General features: G+C 39.9%; 19 protein-coding genes. 18 read left to right on the plus strand and 1 reads right to left on the minus strand.

Annotated elements, in window-relative coordinates:
- The 17 genes from K6D58_RS08965 to K6D58_RS09045 all read left to right on the plus strand — a co-directional run.
- Positions 1-319 (plus strand): hypothetical protein (locus K6D58_RS08965; RefSeq protein WP_296829896.1); only part of this gene is annotated, 319 nt, incomplete at its 5' end.
- 183 nt (positions 320-502) lie between these two features.
- Positions 503-1,252, plus strand: a complete 750-nt coding sequence (gene tpiA / locus K6D58_RS08970; RefSeq protein WP_296829898.1) for a triose-phosphate isomerase — start codon at positions 503-505, stop codon at positions 1,250-1,252.
- 166 nt (positions 1,253-1,418) lie between these two features.
- Complete coding sequence (secG, locus tag K6D58_RS08975) at positions 1,419-1,808, plus strand: preprotein translocase subunit SecG (protein ID WP_296829899.1); 390 nt, start codon at positions 1,419-1,421, stop codon at positions 1,806-1,808.
- 20 nt (positions 1,809-1,828) lie between these two features.
- Positions 1,829-2,281, plus strand: a complete 453-nt coding sequence (locus K6D58_RS08980) for a PTS sugar transporter subunit IIA (protein WP_296829901.1) — start codon at positions 1,829-1,831, stop codon at positions 2,279-2,281.
- An 11-nt stretch (positions 2,282-2,292) separates the two neighbouring features.
- Positions 2,293-2,601 carry a hypothetical protein gene (locus tag K6D58_RS08985; RefSeq protein WP_296829903.1) on the plus strand — a complete coding sequence of 103 codons (309 nt, stop codon included), beginning with the start codon at positions 2,293-2,295 and terminating at the stop codon, positions 2,599-2,601.
- 9 nt (positions 2,602-2,610) lie between these two features.
- On the plus strand, positions 2,611-3,618 hold the full coding sequence (locus K6D58_RS08990; protein ID WP_296829905.1) for a V0D/AC39 family V-type ATPase subunit: 1,008 nt from the start codon (positions 2,611-2,613) through the stop codon (positions 3,616-3,618).
- Positions 3,611-5,620 (plus strand): V-type ATP synthase subunit I, encoded by a 2,010-nt coding sequence (locus tag K6D58_RS08995; RefSeq protein ID WP_296829907.1) that lies wholly within the window; start codon positions 3,611-3,613, stop codon positions 5,618-5,620. Before K6D58_RS08990 ends, K6D58_RS08995 begins: the two co-directional genes overlap by 8 nt.
- Before the next feature lie 18 nt (positions 5,621-5,638).
- A complete protein-coding gene (locus K6D58_RS09000; RefSeq protein WP_296829909.1) occupies positions 5,639-6,016 on the plus strand; it encodes an ATP synthase subunit C in 378 nt (125 codons plus the stop codon).
- Positions 6,017-6,032: 16 nt separating this feature from the next.
- Entirely contained in the window at positions 6,033-6,347 is a 315-nt protein-coding gene (locus K6D58_RS09005) for a V-type ATP synthase subunit F (protein ID WP_296829911.1), read from the plus strand.
- A gap of 19 nt (positions 6,348-6,366) precedes the next feature.
- Complete coding sequence (locus K6D58_RS09010) at positions 6,367-7,005, plus strand: hypothetical protein (RefSeq protein WP_296829913.1); 639 nt, start codon at positions 6,367-6,369, stop codon at positions 7,003-7,005.
- Positions 7,002-8,762, plus strand: coding sequence for a V-type ATP synthase subunit A (locus K6D58_RS09015; RefSeq protein ID WP_296829914.1), 1,761 nt, complete (start codon positions 7,002-7,004; stop codon positions 8,760-8,762). Before K6D58_RS09010 ends, K6D58_RS09015 begins: the two co-directional genes overlap by 4 nt.
- A gap of 12 nt (positions 8,763-8,774) precedes the next feature.
- On the plus strand, positions 8,775-10,160 hold the full coding sequence (locus tag K6D58_RS09020; RefSeq protein WP_296829916.1) for a V-type ATP synthase subunit B: 1,386 nt from the start codon (positions 8,775-8,777) through the stop codon (positions 10,158-10,160).
- A 5-nt stretch (positions 10,161-10,165) separates the two neighbouring features.
- On the plus strand, positions 10,166-10,792 hold the full coding sequence (locus K6D58_RS09025; RefSeq protein ID WP_296829918.1) for a V-type ATP synthase subunit D: 627 nt from the start codon (positions 10,166-10,168) through the stop codon (positions 10,790-10,792).
- Positions 10,789-11,283, plus strand: a complete 495-nt coding sequence (locus K6D58_RS09030; RefSeq protein ID WP_296829920.1) for a universal stress protein — start codon at positions 10,789-10,791, stop codon at positions 11,281-11,283. The genes K6D58_RS09025 and K6D58_RS09030 overlap by 4 nt, the downstream gene beginning before the upstream one ends.
- A gap of 88 nt (positions 11,284-11,371) precedes the next feature.
- Positions 11,372-12,049 (plus strand): response regulator transcription factor, encoded by a 678-nt coding sequence (locus K6D58_RS09035; RefSeq protein WP_296829922.1) that lies wholly within the window; start codon positions 11,372-11,374, stop codon positions 12,047-12,049.
- A 50-nt stretch (positions 12,050-12,099) separates the two neighbouring features.
- Positions 12,100-13,455, plus strand: a complete 1,356-nt coding sequence (locus K6D58_RS11980) for a sensor histidine kinase (RefSeq protein WP_296829924.1) — start codon at positions 12,100-12,102, stop codon at positions 13,453-13,455.
- 97 nt (positions 13,456-13,552) lie between these two features.
- A complete protein-coding gene (locus K6D58_RS09045; RefSeq protein ID WP_296829925.1) occupies positions 13,553-14,776 on the plus strand; it encodes an LL-diaminopimelate aminotransferase in 1,224 nt (407 codons plus the stop codon).
- 52 nt (positions 14,777-14,828) lie between these two features.
- Here K6D58_RS09045 and K6D58_RS09050 read toward each other — a convergent pair whose 3' ends face one another.
- Positions 14,829-16,091 carry a hypothetical protein gene (locus K6D58_RS09050; RefSeq protein ID WP_296829927.1) on the minus strand — a complete coding sequence of 421 codons (1,263 nt, stop codon included), beginning with the start codon at positions 16,089-16,091 and terminating at the stop codon, positions 14,829-14,831.
- A gap of 182 nt (positions 16,092-16,273) precedes the next feature.
- On the opposite strand from K6D58_RS09050, the gene K6D58_RS09055 reads away from it, so the two are divergent.
- Positions 16,274-18,715, plus strand: a complete 2,442-nt coding sequence (locus K6D58_RS09055) for a chemotaxis protein CheA (protein WP_296829940.1) — start codon at positions 16,274-16,276, stop codon at positions 18,713-18,715.
- The last annotated feature ends 2 nt before the right edge of the window (positions 18,716-18,717 follow it).

The raw sequence follows: 18,717 nt of genomic DNA on the forward strand, positions 1-18,717 counted from the left end.
TATAGAAAAATATTCTGATAAAGCATGGTTCTCCTTTAAGGGTATATATGACAATACTAAGGCCTGGTATGAGCAGTATGGATCTTACAGGGGGTATGATGAAGGTGGTAAAGCATACCTTGCAAAGCATGATTATATAAAATTTTGTGGAACCATTTATGACAATATTATCTGGAATGATGATTATACATCATGTAGTAATACAGAAGGAGATGCAACGGTAACCTTTACAGTTAAAGATAATAAAGATGGAACTGTTACTCTTAAAAAGGATGATGAAAGTGTAACCCTGACTTTTGAAGGTTACTCTGTGAAGTAAATCCCTTTCTTAGTTTTTTATGCGGCTTTCCTATTATTAAGGAGGCCGCATTTTTTTTTTATAGCCAGGGTTAAGTAAAGTGTAATATTGAAAAAACTCTGCTGATTCATTACTATGGTCACTGAATAAATAATACTTGTCCTTGTTCTGTAAAAGCAGGGGAAGGGCACACAGGAGATAAACATGGCACGTACACATTATATTGCCGGAAACTGGAAGATGAACACAACTAAGGCAGAAGCAGTTAAACTTGCTCAGGACCTTGTTGCAGCCCTCAAAGGAAAAACAAATAAATTCATGATTGGTGTTCCTTTTGTATACCTTGATGCAGTTGCTCAGGTTGTAAAAGGTTCAAATATTCTTCTTGCAGCTCAGGATTGTGCTGCTACTGACAATGGTGCCCACACTGGTGAAGTTTCTACAGCTATGCTTAAGGATATCGGATGCCAGGCTGTAATTCTCGGACATTCAGAACGCCGCCACGAAATCGGTGAATCAGACGAACTTATCAATAAAAAGGTACGCAAGGCCCTTAATGATGGTCTCGAAGTAGACCTCTGCATTGGTGAACTTTTAAGCGAACGTGAAGCAGGAGAAGCTGAACAGGTTTGTGCATTCCAGCTTTCTGCAGGTCTTGCAGGCGTAACAGAAGAACAGATGAAGAATGTTACAATTGCCTACGAACCTGTATGGGCTATCGGAACAGGTAAAACTGCTACTCCTGAAGATGCTCAGGCTATCCACAAGTTTATCCGCGGATACATTGCAAAGCTTTACAACCAGAAAGTTGCTGATGAAGTAATCATTCAGTACGGTGGTTCAATGAAAGCTTCAAATGCACCTGAACTTCTTGCACAGCCTGATATTGACGGTGGTCTTATCGGTGGTGCTTCCCTTAAGGCAGAAACATTCACACCAATCTGTGAATGCTAATTAATCCCTCTCCGGGTATATAAACGGCTGCACTGTAAAAGTGCGGCTGTTTTTTTTTTCAGTAAGTTAAAGTTAATTGACTTGACTAGAATTATTGAGTATTATTTTAGCTACATTATAAATTAATTTAATTTGTGTCCGTAAAAGTGACGGATGGGAGAAGAAAATGGATATTGTAAAGGCAATATTGGTTGCAGCATTTGTTATCGTATGTATTCTGCTGGTTTTGCTGGTTCTTGTTCAGAATGAAGACAGCAACGGCATGGGAAGTGCCTTTGGCGGCGGAGCAAGCACAGCTTTTGGTGCTCACGGAGCAAGTGTCCTTACAAAGACAACAGGCGTACTTGTTGTTTTGTTTTTTGTAATTACAATCGGAATTGCTTTGATTAATGCTAAATTCGGTGCAAAAAAGTCTGCAGACGACCTTGCAGGTAAAGAAGCAGCAGAAAGCACAGCAGCAGAAACTTCTGAAGATGCAGACTGGGATACACTTCTTGGTGACGGTGCTGCAGCAGAAACTACAGAAGCTGCAGTAGAAACACCAGCAGCTGAGTAATTGAACCGGAGGTTCGCAGTATGGTTTTGCAGCAGATTTTTTCAGAAAATACCATTATAATGGATTTACAGAGTGAATCTAAAGATGAACTTTTTCATGAAATGGTTCAGAAAATCGTAGATGCTAATCCTGCTGTGGACAGAAAAGCAGCTCTTGATGCTTTATTTTCACGAGAAGAAAAAATGACAACAGGCATTGTTTATCAGGTAGCAGTACCTCACGGGGTGCTGGATAATCTTGATAAGGCCTGTGGTGCTTTTGGTATCAGTAAAAAGGGGATTGAATACGGTTCTATTGACGGCAATGACGTTCATTACGTATTTATGTTCCTTTTTAGTGCTGATGATAATTCAGGACATCTAAAGGCCCTGAAGGAACTCTCGCTTTTGTTACAAAAGCCTGAATTTATCGGAAAGCTTTCAGGTGCTTCTTCTCCAAAAGAAGTGCTTTCACTGCTCTCTGATATTGATTAGGGGAGATTGCTATGGCTGCAGAACAGGACGATGTAATCCGTCACCTTCTTCAGATAGAAGATGAGGCTTCAGAACTGGTAAAGGAAGCTCAGGTAGAAGCAGAAGGTATAATTGCAGCTGCAAAAGCCCGGACAGACGCTCAATTTAAAAAAGAATTTGAAACAGTTTCATCAGAAATAGAAAAAAACGAATCCCTTAAAAGAGACAATATTACAGCTTCTCATAAAGAGCAGCTTCAGCAGTATAAAGACAGCCTGACTGCTTATAAAAAGGATTTTGATTCATTTAACAGTCTTATGGATAGTCTTTTGAAGGCTTAGGAGTGTGCTATGGCAATGGATAAGACTGCTGCCCGTTCCTATGTTTATGCAAAAGCCTGTGCCATTCTTTCCCGGGCCTATGTAGGGGATAATGCCAGAGCCCTTTTTTCTGCAAAATCCCTGTCTGATTTATGGTCCCTGGTTTTTAAAACAGAAATACCTGCCGTTCCTCAGGTTATGCTTACAAAAAAAATTCAGTCAGAAGCTTCTGCACGTTTTGTAGAAGAATTACGTTCCCTTCTTGCCAATTATTCAAGTCCGGATCCGCTTTTAGTAAAATTCATACAGTCCTTTGAATACGAAAACTTTAAGACTATAACAGGCGCTTTGTGTTACGGAGAAAAAACTCTGCCCGAAATCACGGATATTCATCCCTTTGGTTTTATTAAATACGAAAAATGGCCTGACTTAAAAGAAATGACTTCAGATTCTGAAATTTCATGGTATAATACAGTACCGGAAGCTCAGAAACTTCATGAAGCAGACTTTGCCCTTGATTCTTTTTACATGAAAGGCTTGTGGGCTCAGGTAAAAAAGTCTTCTTCTGAATGCCGTTCCGACCTTATGAAGCTTATAGGCCGGAAGATTTGTCTTGATAATGCAATATGGGCTTTAAGGCTTAAGATTTACTATCATATGAAAAATGAGGATATTTATCCCCACCTTGTTTATGAAGATCAGTCTAAGGGCCTTAAGGATTATTTTGTTCAGGACGCTGTTACCGTATTGTCTTTTGATACAGATGATTACGAACAGTGGCATAAATGGAAGTACAGGGATTTGCTTAATCCCCACGAAGAAGGTCTTGTCTGGACTGTAGACCCAAGATGGATTAATAATTCATTTAAAGTCAGATATGCCAGGGAGTCCAGAAAACTTTTCCATTTACATCCTTTTACTGAGTGTCCTCTGGTATGCCTTTATATTTTAAAAAGGCAGGAGCTTGAAAATATCTGTACTGCAGCTGAGGGTCTGAGACTTAATGTCAGCTTTGAAGCGGAGGTAAAAAATGGCTAAGACAACACCTATGCGTCTTCTTGAACTGATGATTTTAAAGGACGATATTGATTCTGTCCTTACTTATCTTGGTAAACTGGGGGATTTTCAGTTTCAGCAGGATTTTGATTCAGCTGCCGGAGAAGATAAAAAACTTAACCCTGATACTGATATTTTTGCCAGACTTCAAAGTGCCCGCTCTTATCTTAATATAGAAGATCTTGATCATTTTACAGAAGCTGTTTCCCTGCCGTCTCAGGAAGAAAGGGGTCAGGCTGTAAAACTTTATACTACAGCAGAAGACCTGCATAACAGGGAAGTTGAATGCGGAGAAAATCTTAAAAGAATAGCTGCTTCTTATAAGGAAGCTTCATCCTTTTCTAACCTTAAGGTGCCTTATTCCCAGCTGGAAAGCCTTTCTTTCCTTACTTTAAGAATAGGCCGCATAGAGGAAGGGCTTTATGATTCCCTGGCTTCTTCTTTAGGCTCCAATGCCATTCTTACAACTTTAGGTAATGATAAAAGTAAAATTCTGGCCGCTTCTTCAAAAAAAGGCCGTTTTTTTATGGACAGCGAACTTAAAAAGGCAGGTTTTGTAGAAATCAAGCTGCCTAAGGATTTTAAGGGAGTACCTGATGAACTCCTTAAGGCTCTTGAAGGAGAGGTAAACGCGGCAAAGGCAGAGCTGGAAGAAGTTCAGCTTCAGAGAAAAAATTTTGCAGAAACTCATAAAGATATGCTGCTGCACCTGCTTCAATCTTTTTCTGTTTCAAGTCAGCTTAATTCAGTTAAAAATAAACTTGAGTCAACAGATTTTGTATACAGAATTACGGGATGGATTCCTGCATGGGAAAGCCGTTCCCTTATTCGTACCCTGGATGACCTTACAAAGGGCAGGGCAGGCATAAGGGAATTTCTTCCAGGCGAAGTCAGGTCTGTAATAGAAGGCAGGGAAAAGGTTCCTGTTCAGTTAAAGCATGGTTCCTTAATTAAATCATTCCAGAGACTTATATTCAGCTACGGTTCTCCTTTGTATGGAACTGTAGATCCTACACCTTTTGTTGCTGTTTTCTTTACTGTCCTCTTTGGCATAATGTTTGGTGATGCAGGACAGGGCCTTGTATTCCTTTTACTTGGTATTCTTATGACCTTAAATAAGATGAAGCTGGCCGGATGGGAAAAATTCGGGCGGATTTTTATCTGTATAGGTATTTCAAGTATGATAATGGGGCTTCTTACAGGTGAATTCTTTGCCTCAGAAGAAGTTCTTAAACCTTTTAACCGCTTTGTTCATTCCCTTGCCGGGGTTACTGATTATGAAGAAGCTTCAGAACCTATCCTCAAACTTATGCCTAATGGAACGGATTCTTCTTCAGTTGTAAGGATGTTCATGTTTTTTGGATTTACTATAGCAGTAGGCTTTGTAATCAATACCTGCGGTATTATAATAAATATTGTAAATCAGTTTGCCCTTAATCATAAGGGAAGGGCTCTTTTTGGAAAAACTGGTATTACCGGTGCCATCTTCTTCTGGTACGTAATTATTTTTGCAGTCCTTACAGCCTTTGGTTTACATAAACCGGCCCTGTATGATGTGATTATAATTGGTGTAAGCCTTTTCTTTACGGCTTTTGGAGAAGTTTTTGAGCGCCTTGTTGATGGAGAGCGTCCTGTATTTGAAAACGGACTTTTCAGTGCAGTAATAAGTGCTGTAGTAGAAGTTATAGAAATTATTTCTTCTTATCTTTCTAATACAGTAAGTTTTGTCCGCGTAGGTGCCTTTGCCCTGGCTCATGCGGTTCTTGGCTCCATTATTTCTACAATGATGGCACAGGTTCCGGCTGCAGCAGGAAAAATGGCTGTCCTTGTGGCTGGTAATGCCATTGTTATTGTTCTTGAAGGCATGATTGTTGCCATTCAGGTTGTAAGGCTTCAGTATTATGAATTCTTCAGTAAGTTCTTTACGGAAACTGGAAGGGAATTCAAGCCTTTTGCATTTGTATATAACTGTCAGAGACAGTAGTTATAGAGAGGTATATTTATGAATAAGAAATTTTTTGCATTTGTAGCTTCATTTCTTCTGCTTGGTGCATTTTCAGCATTTGCTCAGGAAGCAGTTACTCTTAGCACAGACAATCAGGCTTCAGAAGTTCAGGCTGTAGAAAGCACAGAAACAGAGACTGCTGCAGAAAAAACAGATACAGGTCTTTCCGGTGCAATCAAGTACATCGCTGCTGCAATTGCCGTAGGTTTTGCATGTATTGGTGGTGCAATGGCTGTAGGAAAAATCGGTGCAGCTGCCATGGGTGCAATGAGTGAAAATGCTGAACTTTCAGGTAAGGCACTTCCATTCGTAGGTCTTGCAGAAGGTATCTGTCTCTGGGGATTCCTTGTTGCACTTTTCATCATAATAATGTAAACGGAATATTTTCATTTTGGAATATTTTGTAATCGGAGAACGGGAAATTGTTCTCGGATTCATGCTTGCCGGTGTTAAAGGTCAGGTTGCAGATAACAGAACTGCAGCCCTGGATGCCTTTAATGCCGCTACAAATGATTTATCCGCAGAAAAAATAAAGGTTCTCATTCTTACAGAGGATGTTTCTGACATGCTGGCAGAAGAAGTAAAACGCTGGCAGATGAAGGGTAAGGCACCTCTTATTGTAGAGATTCCAGGGCTTGGCGGTCACATTAAGGGCAGAAAATCTTTGTCTGATGCAATTCGTGAAGCTGTGGGTATTCAGATTTAGTTAGTATCGGTTAGGTATTATGGAAGAATTACGTTCAACAGATATCCTTGATAAAGAAATACGTACCGACAGTGGTAAAAAGGCTGAAAGTATAAAGGAAAAGGCTCTTGCAGATGCCCGCTCAATAGAAGAAGGCCTTGCTGAGCGTATTGCCCTTGCAAGAAAAAATGCAGAGGATGCATCTTCTCAGCGTCTTGAATTATTTGAAAAAAACACTCAAAGCTCTCTTCCTCTGGAAAAGCAGCGTTATCTGGTTTCATATATATATTCATCAGTTATTGAAGGAATTAATTCATATTTTGAGTCTGCCGGAGAAAATAAGAGGCTCCAGGTAATCAGGAATATGGCAGAAAAAGCAAAGAAAGTATGCGGGGATAAAAAAATGGATGCCCTGGTTTACGGTTTTTCACTGGATTCTGCTTCAAAAGTCCTTAAGGAGCTTTTTGGAACTTCTCTGGGAGATATTTCAGAAGGAAATCCTGCGGACCTTGCTTCGGAAGCCGTTGCCGGATTTAATCACAGGGAAGGAGTTGTCCTTAAAGCCCGTGATTTGTCCCTTACCTGCAGGCTTACTCTTGATCAGAAGGTAAAGGAACTTCTTGAATCACACAATCTTGAGCTGTCTCAGACTCTCTTTGGCGGAAGGTTACCGGAATGATAAAAGGAAAAATTACCCGTATTTCAGGCCCTATTGTTTATGCCAGTGGTCTTGAAAACTGCGGTCTTTATGATGTAGTAGATGTTGGAGAAAAGCACCTTATTGGTGAAATAATACGCCAGAAAGAAGGCATGGCTACAATTCAGGTTTATGAAGATGTAACAGGCATGCATGTTGGAGAAGAAGTTGTAAGTAACGAAAGGCCTTTGTCCTTAAGACTGGGACCTGGTCTTGTTGGTACAATTTATGACGGAATTCAGCGTCCCCTAAAAACCATGTATGAGGAAGGAGGAGCTTTTCTTCTTCCTGGTCAGAGGGCAGAGCCTATTGATGCCGTTAAAAAATGGGAATTTACCGCCTGTGTAGAAGAGGGCTGTCAGATTAAGCCTGGTATGGTCCTGGGCTCTGTAGAAGAAACTTCTTCCATTCATCATAAAATCATGGTGCCTCCTTATATAAAGGGAAGCCTTCTCTCTTCTTTTTCTGGATCCGGAACTTATACCATTGATGAAGTAATCGGAAAAACAGATCTTGGTGAAGAAATAAAATTAAGCCACTACTGGCCTTTAAGAAAACCCCGTCCTTTTGCTCAGAAACTTGAAGTAAGTCAGCCTCTGGTAACAGGATTAAGGGTAATAGACGTTTTCTTTCCTTTAAGTAAGGGTGGAACTGCTGCTATTCCAGGTGGTTTTGGAACCGGAAAAACAATGACCCAGCATGCCATAGCTAAATGGTGTGATGCAGATCTTATCGTTTATATTGGCTGTGGAGAGCGTGGTAACGAAATGACAGACGTTCTTACAGACTTTCCAAAGCTTATTGACCCTAGAACAGGCCGTTCCCTTATGGAGCGGACCATTCTTATTGCAAACACTTCAAATATGCCTGTTGCAGCCCGTGAAGTTTCCCTTTATTCAGGAATTACCCTTGCTGAATATTACCGTGACATGGGTATGCATGTAGCAATTATGGCAGATTCAACATCCCGCTGGGCAGAAGCCTTACGTGAACTTTCAGGCCGTATGGAAGAAATGCCTGCAGAAGAAGGATTCCCTGCCTATCTTCCAACCCGTCTTGCAGAATTTTACGAAAGGGCAGGCCGTGTAAACTCACTGTCAGGCCAGGAAGGTTCTGTTTCTGTAATCGGTGCGGTTTCTCCTCCAGGTGGTGACTTTTCTGAACCTGTAACCCAGCATACAAAACGCTTTATCAGATGTTTCTGGGCCTTAGACAGGGAACTTGCCAATGCCCGCCATTATCCTGCTATTGGCTGGATAGATTCTTATTCAGAATATGCTGACGAAATTAAAGTCTGGTGGGATAAGTTTGATCCCCGCTGGTCAGAAATACGTGTAAAGGCCCTGGATCTGCTTAAAAGGGAACAGCGTCTTCAGCAGATTGTCCGTCTTATTGGTGCAGATGCCCTGCCGGAAAGTGACAGGCTGGTTCTTACTGTATCAGAAATGATTAAGAACGGCTTTTTACAGCAGGATGCCTTTGATAAGGTAGACCAGTTTTCTGTACCTGAAAAACAGGTTCAGATTCTTCTTTTAATAATGAATTTTTATCAGAGAGCTGCGGCCCTTATAAAAAAAGGCTGTCCTTTATCAAGGATAAATGAACTTACCGTTAAAAACGAAATTGTTCGTGCCAAGGGTGTAGTAGAAAATGATCAGCTGGAAAAGCTTTCTTCAATTGATAACCATCTTGAATCACAGATGCTGGAGCTTGAACGTCTTTATCAGCGTGAATCTTAAGGGAGTACTTTAATGAAAGGAATTGAATATACCGGACTTACAAAAGTAGACGGCCCTATCGTAGCAGTAAAGCGAAGTGAAAATTCCAGCTATGACGAAGTTGTTTACGTAAGGGATAAAAACGGAGAAAAACGTACAGGCCGCATTATTGACCTTAACGAAAAGGCTGCCATAGTACAGATTTTCGGAAGTACAACAGGTCTTGATCTTGAAAAAGCAAGTGTTGAATTCCTTGAAGAGCCACTGGAACTTGCAGTAGGTAAAGGTCTTTTAGGAAGAATCTTTAATGGTCTTGGAGAACCTGCAGACGGTTATCCTCCTGTTATTTCTGATAAAAAAGTTAATGTAAACGGCAATCCTATAAATCCATATGCCCGTGTTTACCCAAGGGACTTCATTCAGACAGGTATTTCTTCCATTGATGGTATGAATACCCTTATCAGGGGCCAGAAACTTCCAATATTTTCTGGTAACGGACTTCCTCATAATAAACTTGCAGCCCAGATTATCCGTCAGGCAAAACTTCTTAACAGTGACGAAGACTTTGTAATGGTTTTTGCCGGCATGGGAATTAAATACGACGTTGCCCAGTTTTTTAAGCATACCTTTGAAGAGTCTGGTGTACTTTCCAAGGTAGTAATGTTCCAGTCCCTTGCTGATGCTCCATCTATTGAACGTATCATTACTCCAAGATGTGCCCTTACGGCAGCTGAATATCTTGCCTATGAATGCAACATGCACGTACTTGTTGTTCTTACTGATATGACAAACTACTGTGAAGCCCTCCGTGAAATTTCTACTACAAGAGGAGAAGTTCCTGGACGTAAGGGTTATCCTGGCTATCTTTATTCAAACCTTGCAGAACTTTATGAAAGGGCAGGAAAGATTCAGGGGTCAACAGGTTCAATTACTCAGATTCCTATTCTTACAATGCCAAACGATGACATATCCCATCCTATTCCGGACCTTACAGGTTATATTACAGAAGGACAGATTGTTCTTGACCGTGAAATGTCTGCAAAGGGAATGTACCCTCCTGTTTCCGGACTCCCGTCTTTAAGCCGCCTTATGAAGGACGGTATTGGAGAAGGCATGACCAGGGAAGACCATGCAGCTGTTTCAAGTCAGCTTTTTGCTTCTTACAGTAAGGTAAAGTCTATCCGTAATCTTGCATCCATTATTGGAGAAGAAGAATTAAGTGAACTTGACCGCCTTTACCTTAAGTTTGGTAATGAACTTGAAGGAAGATTTTTTACTCAGGGTGAATACGAAGACCGTTCCATTGAAGAAACCCTTGATTTAGGCTGGGAACTTCTTTCAATTCTCCCAAGGGAAGAACTTTACCGCATTAAGGATGAACTCCTTGATAAGTATCTTCCTGCAAAAGAGGAGAAGTAGTATTTATGGCCAAGCTTAACGTTGCACCAACAAAGTCCAATCTTCTCGCCATAAAGGAACAGCTTGCCATAAGTACAGAGGGATATGACCTCCTTGAACAAAAGAGGGAAATCCTTGTAATGGAACTTATGAAGATAGTAGAAAGGGTAAGGCTTCTTGAAGCTGATATAGACAAGTGCATCGGACAGGCTTATCCTGCTTTAAAAACCATGCTTATGCATGTTGGCGGTCAGAAGGCTGAACGTATTGCAAAAAGTGTAAGCTATGATTTTCATATTCACGGAAAACCAGTAGTAATAGGGGGTATGTCCTTTACAACCCTGGACGTTGTTCTTCCGGAAAGAAAACTTTTTTCTTCCATACTTGGTTCTTATCCTGACAGTGATCTTGTAATGGCAGAGTTTTTTAAGCTTTTATCCCTTCTTACCCAGCTGGCCTCTGTAAGAACAATTGCCTGGCGTCTTGCAATGGAAGTAAAAAAGACTCAGAGAAGGGTAAATGCCCTTGATAAAATGGTAATTCCACAGAATACTGAAACTGTAAAATATATAGAAAGTGTACTTGAAGAACGGGACAGGGAAAATGTTTTCGTTCTCAAAGCATTAAAAAACCGTCAGGATTCAGAGCAATGAAAAAACTTCTGGAAAAGGTTCTTGTAGCCTGTAATGGATCAGACTCTTCTTTAAGGGCTGTAAAGTATGCCGTAATTCTTTCTCGTCAGACCGGAATTAAGGTTAAGGTCGTCTATATTGTAGACTCTGCGTCAATTAAGCAGCTGACTTTGTCCCGTTTTATGGATCCGGAAGAAGCTGCAAATATTGCTAAGCGCCTTAAGGATGACGGAATCCATATTCTTGAACACATAAAAAGTCTTGCCAAAACTAAAAGAGTCGATATAGAAACTGAATTAAGGGACGGTGCCGTCTGGTCCCAGGTTATTTCTGCAGCTGATGAATGGCAGGCAGACCTTATTATGCTGGGAGGAACTTCCGAAGGCAATAATATGAGGGCTTTAAACCGTGCTTCAGTAACCAAACAGGACAATGAAATTATAGGAAGTGCCCACACCAGTGTTATGGTGGTAAGGGAAAATCAGATAGATCAGTTGTTTAAAATTCTGTAAATGAGAAAAAACAAACAATTATAATGTTTATAACAGAAAATTATAAATTTTCAAGAATTTATACCGCCTCAGGTGTATAATTTAAGACATGAGAATATTACTTGTTGAAGATGAAGTCCGCCTTTCACAGGCGCTGGTTGAGATTTTTCAGAAAAATCGTTATGGAATCGACGCCGTGTATAATGGCGCTGATGGTCTTAAGTATGCACGTTCCGGAATCTATGATGCAATTGTTCTTGATATGATGCTTCCGGAAATGGATGGTATTACAATTCTTAAAACTCTTCGTGAAGAAAAGAATCAGGTTCCTGTACTCTTTTTAACTGCAAAAGATGATATTGATACTAAGGTAAGGGGACTGGATTGTGGTGCTGATGATTACGTAACAAAACCATTCAGTACAGAAGAACTTCTTGCAAGAGTAAGGGCTCTTACCCGTCGTAAGGGAGAAGTGATTGATTCAAGCCTGACAGTTGGTGACCTTGTCCTTAATAAAAGAAAGTGCGAACTTCAGAAAAAGGACGGAGAATCAATAAAGCTTTCCCTTAAGGAATTTCAGATTGTGGACCTTCTTTTTGAAAATCCTGGACAGATTATCAATAAAGAACGTATCATTGAAAAAATCTGGGGTGGTGATTCAGATGCGGAATACAACAATGTAGAAGTTTACATTTCATTTATCCGCAAGAAGATGGAACACCTTCAGGTTGCTACAACTATTCGCACAGCCAGAGGAATAGGGTACTCACTGGAATCTAAAAATTGAACAAAACTTCTCATGACCTGATTTTCAGGAAGGTACATTTTAATCTTTTCATGACCGCAGGGGTTTCTGTAAGTCTCCTTTTTGCAGCATTCTTCCTTATATTTAATATTTATATTATAGGAAGTAATTATGCAGATACGGATACTTACTTTGACTCCATATCTCCGGAAAACTTTTTTCCAAGATACCTGGACCAGCCCCCTGAATTTAATGAAATAAGGGATAATAATGTAGAACCGTCAGGTCCTGATAAGGAGAATGAACCAATGTATGACAGGTTCCGTCCTCCAAGACCTCCTGAATTTGAAGATGATGAGAATGAATTTTTTAACCGCAAGGGTCCTGAAAAGGGATTTCCTTTAAGAGATACCCGGCCTTATGAATACAGGGACCATTTTGTTGCCCATGTGGATCAGGAAGGAACTATTCTTCTTGTCTTTCATGAGTTTTCTCAGCAGCAGTCCCTGGATGAAGACCAGGTTGAAGCTCTTATAAAGCGTATGATGAAAGAAGGCCGTATTCAGAATTATAATTTTGAAGGATACGCCTACAGATTTGCTTCTCATGGTAACGGCTTTTCCATTGTAATCATAGACAGAAGAAGTGAGATTTATAATGAAGAGCATTACGCCTGGATGTCTTTATTTATATTTTTAATTGCAGCAGCTGCAGTCTTTATTCTTTCCTGGAAGTTTACCTGGGGGGCCCTTGCAACTGCAGAAGAATCTTACAGCAGTCAGAAGCGCTTTATTGCAGACGCCAGCCACGAATTAAAAACTCCAATCAGTGTAATAGGAGCAAATATTGACGTTCTGGAACAGGAGATTCCGGACAACAAGTGGCTTGAATACATAAAAACAGAAAATACAAGGATGAGTACCCTTGTAAAAGACCTTCTTTATCTTGCAAAAAATGATGCAGGCCAGATTGAATATTCAATGATGCCTTTTGATCTTGTTAATGCCTGTGCCTGTTCTGTCCTTGCCTTTGAAAGTCTTGCCTTTGAACAGAAGAAACGTCTTGAACTTGAAACTCCGGAAGAAAAAATCATTATAAACGGTGATGAAGCAAAAATCCGTCAGGTAATTATTATTCTTACGGATAATGCCCTTAAAAACTCAGATGTTAATGCCCTTATAAAAGTAAGCTGTTATGTAGAAGGTGATTACGCCTGCATCAGGGTATGGAATTCTGGACATGGTATTTCTCAGAAAGATATTCCTAAAATTTTTGACAGATTCTTTAGAAGTGATGTTTCCCGTTCCAGAGTTACAGGTGGTTCAGGACTGGGACTTCCTATTGCCCTGTCAATTGCTGAATATCACGGGGGAACTATTACTGTAGAAAGTGAAGAAAATGAATATGCCGTATTCATCTTAAAAATCCCTCTGGAAAGATACAATTAAATTTAACTTTTTAAGAAAACAATATAGTGACTCTGCTTGTAAAAGAATATTCATTACTGATATATTTAAAGAACCGAATTAAAGTGAGGTATTGATAATGATAGAAAGAAACAAAGGTTTTGCAAATCTTGCTGCCGGATATCTTTTTCCGGAAGTAGCAAAAAGAAGACGTGAATATCAGGCAAAGCATCCTGATGCAAAAATTATTAGTCTTGGTATTGGTAATACAACTGAACCACTTACTCCTCATATTGCAAAAGCTATGGCTGATTATGCAAAATCTTTGGGAACTGCAAAAGGTTACTCAGGTTATGGAGATGAGCAGGGTAATACAGAACTCCGTTCAAAAATTGCAGAAGTTCTTTATCCAAAAATGGCAAAGGCTGATGAAGTTTTTATTTCTGATGGTGCCAAGTGTGATATTGCCCGCATTCAGACACTTTTTGGACGTAATGTAAAGATTGCAGTTCAGGACCCTGCATACCCTGTATATGTAGACGGAAGTGTTGTTGTTGGTGCAGCCGGTGCATCTTCTAAAAAGGGTTATAAGGGAGTTACCTATCTTCCTTGTACTGCAGAAAATAAATTCTTCCCTGAATTAGAAAAGATTCCTGCAGATTCACTTATTTATTTCTGCTCACCAAATAATCCTACAGGTGCATGTGCAAGCAAAGCCCAGCTTAAAAAACTTGTAGATTATGCAAATAAAAACGGCTGTATTATTATTTTTGATGCTGCCTATTACGCTTTTATCCGTGATGACAAGCTTCCACGTACAATTTACGAAATCCCTGGAGCCCGCAAGTGTGCAATAGAAATCAACTCTTTCTCTAAGCTTGCAGGATTTACTGGTGTTCGTTTAGGCTGGTCTGTAGTTCCTTCTGACATTAAATTTGCTGACGGAACTCCTGTAAAACAGGACTGGAACCGTGTAATGACAACTCTCTTTAATGGTGCAAGCAATATTGCTCAGGCAGGTGGTCTTGCAGCTCTTGATAAAGAAGGTCAGAAAGAAACAAAGGAACTTGTTGATTACTATCTTGAAAATGCAAAGCTTATGGAAGAAGCCCTTACAGGTGACAACTTTAAGAAAGCCGGAGTAAAGGTTTATTACACAGGTGACTCTCCTTATCTCTGGGTTAACTTCCCTGGATGGAAGAGCTGGGATATTTTTGACAAGATTCTTGATGAATGTAATGTAGTAACAACACCTGGTTCAGGTTTTGGTCCTGCCGGTGAAAGCTATCTTCGTTTTTCAAGCTTTGGTCACAGAAAAGACGTAAAGGAAGCCTGCAAGCGCTTATCTAAGCTTGTTCTCTAGTACAGACTTCCTTTAATTAAAAAGTATTTACTATTATAAAGGTCCTGGATTATCAGAAGCGGGTTTTAAATCCTAAGCTGAAGTCCAGGGCTGATTTCCAGTCATCCTTAAAGTCCAGAATGCTTGCTGCAAGGTTAGCATTCATTGAACCACCCAGAACAGGGATTGTAACGTAAGGTGTTACATAAATCTCATAATTCCAGTCAAGAACAACTTTTGGATCATCCTTTAATTCTTCTATATCACTGTCAGTAAGGATAAGGGTAGAGTGAATGCCGAATGTAACATTTGTATTTCCAAGATAAAGATGGTCTGTAACAATGTTTGCATTCAGGCCAAGAAGATTTGTAATTGTGTCATCTTCATCAATTGCCCTTTTAAGATAAATCATGTGTTCAGCACTTTCTGACGGAATATTGAAGGCTGCAATATTAAGCTGGAAAAGTCTTAAAGTCAGACGTGGTTCAATAAGGAAGTAAAGGTCAGAAAAAGTAATCTTGTGGGAAGTATCATTATCAGAAGTAAGTACAAATTTGTTAAAACCTCCCTGCATAAAGAAGGAAGTTGTATATCTGTTTCCTAAGAGAAAGTTAAAGCCTGCGTGAAGCTGTATCTCTTTAATAAGAAGGAAAACTTTATTTCCGTTTTCATCAGTATCTTCTATAGGAAAGCCGAAACCTGCAGAAATATCAGCTGTAAGGTTAGAAAAGAGTTTTGCAAGACGTAAATCAAGGTTAAGGACATTTTTTGTTTCATCTTCTTCTGTCTGCTTGTTCATATAGGCATAAAGACCAAAAGCACCGCTGGATTCAGGGTGATAAACATAGGAAATACCAGAACCATAGAAAGGATAAACCGAAGCACCGCTTAAACTGTGCCAGCTGGCTGTAAATCTTGATGTTACAGGCTGAATACCAAATTGTCTCTGAAGGAATATATCTGAGCCTATAGGTTCAAAGTTTCCAAGGAAGGCAGAAAAATAATGGGAACTGGAAAGGGTACTCATTTTATAGGTTGCAGAAAGTTCTTCTATTTTAAAGACTGCATTGTTTACTTCACTTTCTTCAAAAAGATCGTTCTGAAGAAGGTCTTCACTGGAAATATAGAATTCACCCCTGGCAAGGAATTTTCCGCCAAAATCCAGCTGTCCGGAGAAAAAAGCTTCTATGTCAATGTCAGGATCATAGCTGTCAGAACTGCTTTTTCCGGTCATATTACCAAGAAGTCCTGCATAACCGTTAAAAAAAGGCATGTCCAGAGCAAATGCATTAAAAGTCACAGCAGCCGCTACTAATATAGAAAGTAATTTTTTCACGATTCCCTCCGAAAAACTAAACTGAAATCCGCTATCAGCCTGGTTTTTCAATATTATTATTCCTTTTGAATATCGGAATTCCTGTCTTTTTACTTTATATGTAAATAAATGACACATGTATATAGAGGGAAAAAATTTCCCTTTTACTTGACTTCTTCTGATAACGGATTAAAATATATTGTATGAGTGATTATCTTGACAGTAATAATGAAGAACTTCTCAAGGACTTTTTCGCTGAAGCTGAGCAGCAGGTAGAGACTCTTGAAAGCAATATTCTTGTAATCGAGAATGACCCGACCAATCATGACGCTATAGACGAAATTTTCCGTGCAGCGCATACATTGAAAGGTGGTTCTGCTACAGTAGAAATGACAGAACTTGCTGAATTCTGTCATGACGTAGAAGACTTACTTGATGCTGTAAGAAGCGATCTTGTAGAAGTAAATGAAGCTATTGTTGATGTGCTCCTTACAGGTATAGACACTATTAAAGCTATGCTTGAGGCCAGAAGCAACGGTTCTGTATATCAGGAAGATGTTTCTCCACTTGTTGGTAAAATAAAATCATTTATTCCGGAGAAGGGTGGCAAAAAGAAAGAGAAAGCCCCTGTAAAGCTTCCGGAAGGTATGCTTGGTGCAAAACCTGCTCCTGCAGCAGCGGCTCCGGCTCCAGCTCCTTCAAATGGTATGCCGGCACTTCCTCATCTTTCTGACAATGACTATAACGAGCTTAAGGGTGCCCTCGAAGAAGGACAGAAACTCTGGGCTGTAAACGTAACATTTGACGAATCAAATCCAATGAACTCAGTTGGTGGTATTCAGGTATTTGCTGCCCTTAAAAACTGCGGTTCAGTTCTTAAGACTGTTCCTGATTTTGAAGTTTTATATGAAGATGAATTCCATTTTCAGGTAGTTTATTATCTTGCATCTTCATCAGAACAGTCTGCAATTGAAGATGCAGCTTTCCTTGATGACGTAACAATTGGTGTTGATGCATCTTTAGTAGATGGTGCTACATCTTCAAGCCTTCAGGCTTCAGAAGTTCATACAGAGGCTCCTGCAGCAAGTGCAGCTCCTGCTCCTGTTGAAGCAGAAGAAAAAGAAGAGGCTCCTGCTAAAGAAGCAGCTGCAGAAAAGGAAGAAAGTTCTTCTGAATCTGTTCCTGCAACAACAGCTAATGTTCAGCAGGCAAAGAAAACAGTTGCTCCTGCTCATTCAGCTGTACAGACTGGTTCAATTCTCCGCGTAGATTCAAAGCGTGTTGATAACCTTATGAACCTTGTCAGTGAAACTGTAATTACAAAAGCTGCCTTTAACCAGAATGGCCTTCAGATGGCTGACCTTCAGGTAAAACTTGCAGGCCTTAATTCACAGTTTAAAGAAAAACACAGACAGCTTATGGATTCAATTCCAAAAGTTGTAGAAGAAGTACAGAACGGTGTTTCCCTTAAGGATATCCGTCAGAAATTTGCAGATGAATACGGTAACATGGCCGGATGGTTTGATTCCTTTGAAACTGAATTCAAAACTTCATCTACAAAATATCGTGCAACAACACAGAATCTTGGACGTATCTCAAGTGAACTCCAGGAAGGCGTAATGAAGATCCGCATGGTTCCTATTGGAACTATCTTTAACCGCTTCCCTCGTGTTGTACGCGACCTCTGCCGTGACCTTGGACGTAAAGTTAACCTTATTATAGAAGGTGAAGATACAGAACTTGATAAGACTGTAGTAGATGACCTTCTTGATCCAATCATGCACTGTATCCGTAACTCAGTAGACCACGGTGTTGAGCCTCCTGATGTTCGTGCAGCTAGTGGTAAGGATGAGACAGGTACTGTAATTCTTCGTGCTGCTAATGAAGGTAACATGATTGTCATTGATGTAATCGATGACGGTGAAGGTATTAATGTAGAAAAGGTTAAGGAAAAGGCTATAAAGAAGGGGCTTATAAGTCCTAACAAGGTTATTTCCAACCAGGATGCCTACAACCTTATATTCCTTCCTGGCTTCTCAACCAGTGACAAGATCAGTAACGTTTCCGGACGTGGTGTAGGTCTTGATGTTGTAAAGACAATGGTAGAAAAGCTTAAGGGTACAATTAATGTTACCTCAGAAAAGGGTAAGGGTACTAAGTTCTCTATCAGACTTCCTCTTACACTTGCCATTATTCAGGGTCTTCTTGTACGTGTTGGAAAAGAAGTTTACTCAATTCCAATTACAAACGTAATAGAAAGTCAGCGCGTTAAGCTTGATACAATTAATACAATCGATAATTATGAAGTTCTTAATGTTCGTAATGAAGTTATTTCAATCCTCAGATTGAACAGGCTCTTTGGAATAAAGAATTCTCATAATGGAGAATATTGCTTTATCGTAATCGTCGGTTCTCAGGAAAAGAAAATCGGTGTTATGGTAGATGCTCTTATTGGTGAAGAAGATGTTGTTATTAAACCTCTTCATGATCAGTTTACTTCATCACCTGGAATTGCCGGTGCATCAGTATTGGGAGACGGTTCCGTTTCTCTTATTATTGACGTAAGCCAGCTTCTGGACCTGGGTGTTAAGCAGGAACTTAACGCACAGCAGATACGTGAAGAAGCTATTAAGAATTCGAACTGAGG

The organism is Treponema sp. (assembly GCF_024696245.1).
Lineage (GTDB): Bacteria > Spirochaetota > Spirochaetia > Treponematales > Treponemataceae > Treponema_D.

Excerpts from the sequence above, each read along its gene's own strand:
- tpiA (WP_296829898.1), top strand. The coding sequence starts at position 503 with ATGGCACGTACACATTATATTGCCGGAAACTGGAAGATGAACACAACT.
- secG (WP_296829899.1), top strand. The coding sequence starts at position 1,419 with ATGGATATTGTAAAGGCAATATTGGTTGCAGCATTTGTTATCGTATGT.
- K6D58_RS08980 (WP_296829901.1), top strand. The coding sequence starts at position 1,829 with ATGGTTTTGCAGCAGATTTTTTCAGAAAATACCATTATAATGGATTTA.
- K6D58_RS08985 (WP_296829903.1), top strand. The coding sequence starts at position 2,293 with ATGGCTGCAGAACAGGACGATGTAATCCGTCACCTTCTTCAGATAGAA.
- K6D58_RS08990 (WP_296829905.1), top strand. The coding sequence starts at position 2,611 with ATGGCAATGGATAAGACTGCTGCCCGTTCCTATGTTTATGCAAAAGCC.
- K6D58_RS08995 (WP_296829907.1), top strand. The coding sequence starts at position 3,611 with ATGGCTAAGACAACACCTATGCGTCTTCTTGAACTGATGATTTTAAAG.
- K6D58_RS09000 (WP_296829909.1), top strand. The coding sequence starts at position 5,639 with ATGAATAAGAAATTTTTTGCATTTGTAGCTTCATTTCTTCTGCTTGGT.
- K6D58_RS09010 (WP_296829913.1), top strand. The coding sequence starts at position 6,367 with ATGGAAGAATTACGTTCAACAGATATCCTTGATAAAGAAATACGTACC.
- K6D58_RS09015 (WP_296829914.1), top strand. The coding sequence starts at position 7,002 with ATGATAAAAGGAAAAATTACCCGTATTTCAGGCCCTATTGTTTATGCC.
- K6D58_RS09020 (WP_296829916.1), top strand. The coding sequence starts at position 8,775 with ATGAAAGGAATTGAATATACCGGACTTACAAAAGTAGACGGCCCTATC.
- K6D58_RS09025 (WP_296829918.1), top strand. The coding sequence starts at position 10,166 with ATGGCCAAGCTTAACGTTGCACCAACAAAGTCCAATCTTCTCGCCATA.
- K6D58_RS09030 (WP_296829920.1), top strand. The coding sequence starts at position 10,789 with ATGAAAAAACTTCTGGAAAAGGTTCTTGTAGCCTGTAATGGATCAGAC.
- K6D58_RS09035 (WP_296829922.1), top strand. The coding sequence starts at position 11,372 with ATGAGAATATTACTTGTTGAAGATGAAGTCCGCCTTTCACAGGCGCTG.
- K6D58_RS11980 (WP_296829924.1), top strand. The coding sequence starts at position 12,100 with ATGACCGCAGGGGTTTCTGTAAGTCTCCTTTTTGCAGCATTCTTCCTT.
- K6D58_RS09045 (WP_296829925.1), top strand. The coding sequence starts at position 13,553 with ATGATAGAAAGAAACAAAGGTTTTGCAAATCTTGCTGCCGGATATCTT.
- K6D58_RS09055 (WP_296829940.1), top strand. The coding sequence starts at position 16,274 with ATGAGTGATTATCTTGACAGTAATAATGAAGAACTTCTCAAGGACTTT.